General features: G+C 50.8%; 10 protein-coding genes. 5 read left to right on the top strand and 5 right to left on the bottom strand.

Annotated elements, in window-relative coordinates; genetic code table 11:
• Positions 1-77: 77 nt before the first annotated feature.
• The 5 genes from HPS54_RS12695 (at position 78) to HPS54_RS13050 (ending at position 3041) form a co-directional block, all read left to right on the top strand.
• On the top strand, positions 78-653 hold the full coding sequence (locus tag HPS54_RS12695; RefSeq protein ID WP_004291523.1) for a conjugal transfer protein TraO: 576 nt from the start codon (positions 78-80) through the stop codon (positions 651-653).
• Positions 654-660: 7 nt separating this feature from the next.
• Positions 661-1563 (top strand): toprim domain-containing protein, encoded by a 903-nt coding sequence (locus HPS54_RS12690; protein WP_004291524.1) that lies wholly within the window; start codon positions 661-663, stop codon positions 1561-1563.
• Positions 1560-2063, top strand: coding sequence for a DUF3872 domain-containing protein (locus tag HPS54_RS12685; protein WP_004291525.1), 504 nt, complete (start codon positions 1560-1562; stop codon positions 2061-2063). Before HPS54_RS12690 ends, HPS54_RS12685 begins: the two co-directional genes overlap by 4 nt.
• A complete protein-coding gene (locus HPS54_RS12680) occupies positions 2060-2587 on the top strand; it encodes a glycoside hydrolase family protein (protein ID WP_004291526.1) in 528 nt (175 codons plus the stop codon). Before HPS54_RS12685 ends, HPS54_RS12680 begins: the two co-directional genes overlap by 4 nt.
• Before the next feature lie 64 nt (positions 2588-2651).
• Positions 2652-3041, top strand: a complete 390-nt coding sequence (locus HPS54_RS13050; RefSeq protein ID WP_004291527.1) for a hypothetical protein — start codon at positions 2652-2654, stop codon at positions 3039-3041.
• Between the two features lie 33 nt (positions 3042-3074).
• Here HPS54_RS13050 and HPS54_RS12670 read toward each other — a convergent pair whose 3' ends face one another.
• From HPS54_RS12670 to HPS54_RS12650, 5 genes are all read right to left on the bottom strand, one after another.
• Entirely contained in the window at positions 3075-3383 is a 309-nt protein-coding gene (locus HPS54_RS12670) for a hypothetical protein (protein ID WP_004304290.1), read from the bottom strand.
• Positions 3384-3436: 53 nt separating this feature from the next.
• Positions 3437-3682: a DUF6956 domain-containing protein gene (locus HPS54_RS12665; protein ID WP_004291529.1), complete on the bottom strand. Its 246-nt coding sequence runs from the start codon at positions 3680-3682 to the stop codon at positions 3437-3439.
• Positions 3679-3912, bottom strand: coding sequence for a DUF3873 domain-containing protein (locus HPS54_RS12660; protein ID WP_004304291.1), 234 nt, complete (start codon positions 3910-3912; stop codon positions 3679-3681). Before HPS54_RS12660 ends, HPS54_RS12665 begins: the two co-directional genes overlap by 4 nt.
• A 19-nt stretch (positions 3913-3931) precedes the next feature.
• A complete protein-coding gene (locus HPS54_RS12655) occupies positions 3932-4189 on the bottom strand; it encodes a hypothetical protein (protein ID WP_004291531.1) in 258 nt (85 codons plus the stop codon).
• 24 nt (positions 4190-4213) lie between these two features.
• The coding region (locus HPS54_RS12650) for a PcfJ domain-containing protein (protein ID WP_172345760.1) at positions 4214-4382 on the bottom strand (169 nt) is incomplete at its 5' end.

Here is a 4382-nt window from a genome sequence, read left to right as displayed (position 1 = left end):
CGTCACCAGTCCTTCGTGATTGAGAACGAGGATTTGGTACGCGCGGGTACCATCAACGAACTTCAAGTACGCTGACCATGAGAAAGTACATCGCAATAATCATCGCGTCGCTTGCCCTTTTTACAGGGCAGGCGCACGCCCAGCGGTGTCTGCCGAAGATGCAGGGCATCGAGGTGAGGGCGGACATGGCGGACGGCTTCAATCTCGGCGGCAAGGACGGCGGGTACAGCTTCGGGGCGGCTCTCTCCACCTACACGAAGAAGGGGAACAAGTGGGTGTTCGGTGGCGAATACCTGTTGAAGAACAATCCCTACAAGGACACCAAGATACCCGTGGCGCAGTTCACGGCGGAGGGCGGCTATTACTTCAAGATACTGTCGGACGCCCGAAAGATTGTTTTCGTCTATGCCGGGGCTTCGGCTCTCGCCGGATATGAGGCGGTAAATTGGGGGAAGAAGGTGCTGCATGACGGCTCCACGCTGCACGACCGGGACGCCTTCATCTACGGCGGTGCGCTGACGCTCGATGTGGAGTGTTACGTGGCAGACCGTATCGCCCTGCTTGCCAACCTGCGGGAGCGTTGCCTTTGGGGTGGCGACACACGGAAGTTCCACACGCAGTTCGGGGTCGGTATCAAGTTCATCATCAACTGACACGGGCATGGAAAGGACGGAAATAGATGCTGTCAGAAGGATGCCGCTTGCGGATTTTCTCGCACGGCTGGGGCATGAGCCTGTCAGAAGGAGCGGTAACGAGCTGTGGTATCTTGCCCCGTACAGGGGCGAGCGCACATCCTCTTTCCGTGTGAACGTGGCGAAACAGCTCTGGTACGACTTCGGTTTGGGCAAGGGCGGCGACATCTTCACGCTTGCCGGGGAGTTTCTGCAAAGCGATGACTTCATGAAGCAAGCGAAGTTCATAGCGGAAGCCGCCAATATGACGGTTGCCGGATGGGAAAAGCCCGTCTATCTCTCGAAGCCGACCGAATCCGTTTTTGAGGATGTGGAGGTCGCTCCGCTGCTCCGCTCACTGCTGACGGAGTATTTAGAGGAACGGGGCATCCCTTACGCCATCGCATCCCGTCACTGCTGCCGCTTGAACTACGGTGTGCGTGGGAAACGGTATTTTGCCGTTGGCTTTCCGAACATGGCAGGTGGCTATGAAGTCAGAAGCCGATATTTCAAGGGTTGCATACCTCCGAAGTCTGTATCACTGGTAAAGGCGAATGACATCCCGGCTGACGAGTGCCTCGTGTTCGAGGGCTTCATGGACTTTCTCTCTGCCGTGACGCTTGGTGTAACCGGTAACGCTGACTGTCTTGTGCTGAACTCAGTCGCCAACGTGGAGAAGGCGGCGGGATTGCTGGACGGATACGGGCGCATCGGCTGCTTCCTCGACCGTGACGAAGCCGGACGGCGGACGCTTGCCGCACTTACCATGCGATACGGGGAACGTGTCACCGACCGTTCCTCCCTCTATGACGGTTGCAAGGACTTGAACGAGTACCTGCAACTGACAACGAAAAAACAGAAAAACAACCATCTAAAAATCGAAGAACAATGAACATACTGAACAACAGAAACAAGAGAACATCAATATTCAAGGCAGTGGCGTTATGCCTGATAGCCGCCATGTCATTCACCCTCGTGTCATGTGACGATGACATGGACATCCAGCAGTCCTATCCCTTCACGGTGGAGGTCATGCCCGTGCCGAACAAGGTAGTAAAGGGGCAGACAGTGGAAATCCGCTGTGAACTGAAAAAGGAGGGCGACTTTTCGGGTACGCTCTATACCATCCGCTATTTCCAGTTCGAGGGGGAAGGCTCGCTCAAAATGGATAACGGCATCACCTTCCTGCCTAACGACCGCTACCTGCTGGAGAACGAAAAATTCCGCCTGTACTACACGGCGGCGGGTGATGAGGCGCATAATTTCATCGTGGTGGTGGAGGATAACTTTAGCAACTCCTACGAACTGGAATTTGACTTCAACAACAGGAATGTAAAGGACGACGATCTTACCATCGTTCCCATCGGCAACTTCAGCCCCTTGTTGAAATGATGCGTGTATTCATGACAATGCTCTGTTCACTTCTGACGGTCTGTTCTGTGTCCGCGCAGATCAGCCGCCAAGAGGGAACGGACGGGCAGGCGGCAATCTACCGACTGCCGCTTATGGAACGTGCTTTTTTATGCTGCCGCTACTTTGAAGGCTGGCACTCAGAAAAACACTACCCATACGTCGGTTGGGGTCACAAACTTTTGCCAAACGAGAAGTATTCGGCACGAACCATGACAAAACGGGATGCGGATGAACTTTTGCGGAAAGACCTGCGCAAATTTGTCGCCATGTTCCGTAAATTCGGGGTTGATTCGATTTTGCTTGGCACGTTAGCTTACAATGTGGGACCGGCGAAGCTGTTAGGCAGCAAAACAATCCCCAAAAGCACCTTAATCAAGAAGCTGGAAGCTGGTGACAGGAACATCTACCGTGAGTATATAGCCTTCTGCAACTACAAAGGAAAACGCCACGCCATGCTGCTCAAACGGAGAAAGGCGGAGTTTGCGCTGTTGTATATCCCATAAAAGGACTGACAAAACTGGCAAAAGACGTGCCATATTTAACTTGGCACGTCTTTTGCTCTATCACTTGATAGATTATCGTAGGATTTTCTCGTTAATTGACATCGTTGAGCCATTTTTGCCTATCGGTTTCCAAATAACACTTCAAGTTGTAAGTGTTGTGAGAGCAATACAAAACATAGTTATTAACCATAAAAAGTATAGCGAAATTATGAAGAAAGTATTTAGGAAAATTCAGAAAGGAACAACAAAAATGATTGAACGTATCAAATCGTTGGGGGAAATGGAGACGAAGCAGAAATGTGTAGTTCAACGGTTCGAGATTATCATTCCCCTCCACCAAAAAATAACGACCCAATATATAGCCTCCGCAAGTTTTACTTGCGGATTTTTTAGTTATCGCAGATTGGACAAAGGTTTCTTTGCTACTTTCTTTGTCCGCCATCATGCTCACTGAAAGAAAGTAGGGCGGCTCTCGCCGCCCCGCCACTCAAAAGCGTGTGTAAAGTCCCGTCACCATCGTGAACATTTCCTCCAGCATATCAAAATAGATACCCTCGTGTACGGCAATGTCCTTTGTCTTGCACTCAAAGGTCTTTTTGCTGAACGTCCTGCGGTAGAAGCGCATATTGTAGAGGTCTGCCCCTTCGTCATAGATGATGTCAAGGCGGTTGGCACTTGTTTTGTTCCTTGCAAGGCTCATCCGTAAGCCGTTGCCCATATCTATGAAATCACGGCTACCTGTCATGGCGGTGAAGCGTTTTCCGCCTATCTGCTGTAATATCGTCTTGGCTATCATATCTTTTGTTTTTAGGGTTTTAAGTATTGGCGGTGCGGACACCGCCATCCCGTTCAAAATTCTCGCATTTCGGAAATGGGGGTCTGCCGTTGTAGCCACTCTTTCACACATTCCATATTGTACTCGCTCGTGATGACTGCCGTATGGCTGTCGGTGGCGGTGAAACGTGTGCTTTCGTAATCATCTATCCACCCCTTGAGGGTGTCCGTTCCCCACGCTCCGGTATCGTCAAAGATACCGTCCAATGCCGTGATAGGTTCGCTGAACTTGACTATCAGCGTTTGATAGGTCGTGTTCATAGTCTGTCCTCCTTTCCCTTCTTTGCGTTCAGCCACTTGTCCCGTGCGGCTCGGCACTCGTCCAACGTGGGTTTGACACAAGAGAACAATTCTCTGTCTATGGGGTGGCGGTAGTCGTACTGCACAAGTGTCCGCCTGCGTCTTCCGATACCCGATTGGAAACGCTCGTATTTCTCCGTACCTGCTTCCGCGCAGGTGCTTACTCCGTTGATGGTCATTCGTGTTGTCATAATGTTGCTTTTTAGATGGTTAAAAATGTACTGACAGAACTCTGTTCTTCATCACCATTTCGGGGTTGCTTGTGTAGCGTTGGTGCAGGTAGAAATGGTGTGAGCCGAAGCCGTAAAGGAAAAACTTGTCAAGTTCGTGCTTCTCGGCAAACTCCTTTACGCTCTTTCTCAATTCCCCCTCACTCGTTGTGAGAGTGAGGAGGTTCACAAATTCAAGGAACATCGTGGGGATTGCATCATCCCACACACAAATCATACTTTCAATTCTTACTTCCATATCAATGTTGTTTTAGGGGTTATGCTATGCCGCTTTCATCCGCTCACGGATAAGGTTGGCGTTCTTGTTCACAAGGTCTATGATGCGCTCGTGATATTCGGTGTCCTGGTTGTGCTTGCCGTGGCACTGCACCACTTCGAGGGTTCGCAAGTCCACCTCTACGGTTTCAATAATCTCATCGCCAATCCTTGCC

It is taken from the genome of Xylanibacter caecicola (assembly GCF_013166515.1).
GTDB lineage: Bacteria > Bacteroidota > Bacteroidia > Bacteroidales > Bacteroidaceae > Prevotella > Prevotella caecicola.
Note: the sequence above shows the minus strand (reverse complement) of the source record. Positions and strands in the feature narration are given on the sequence as shown.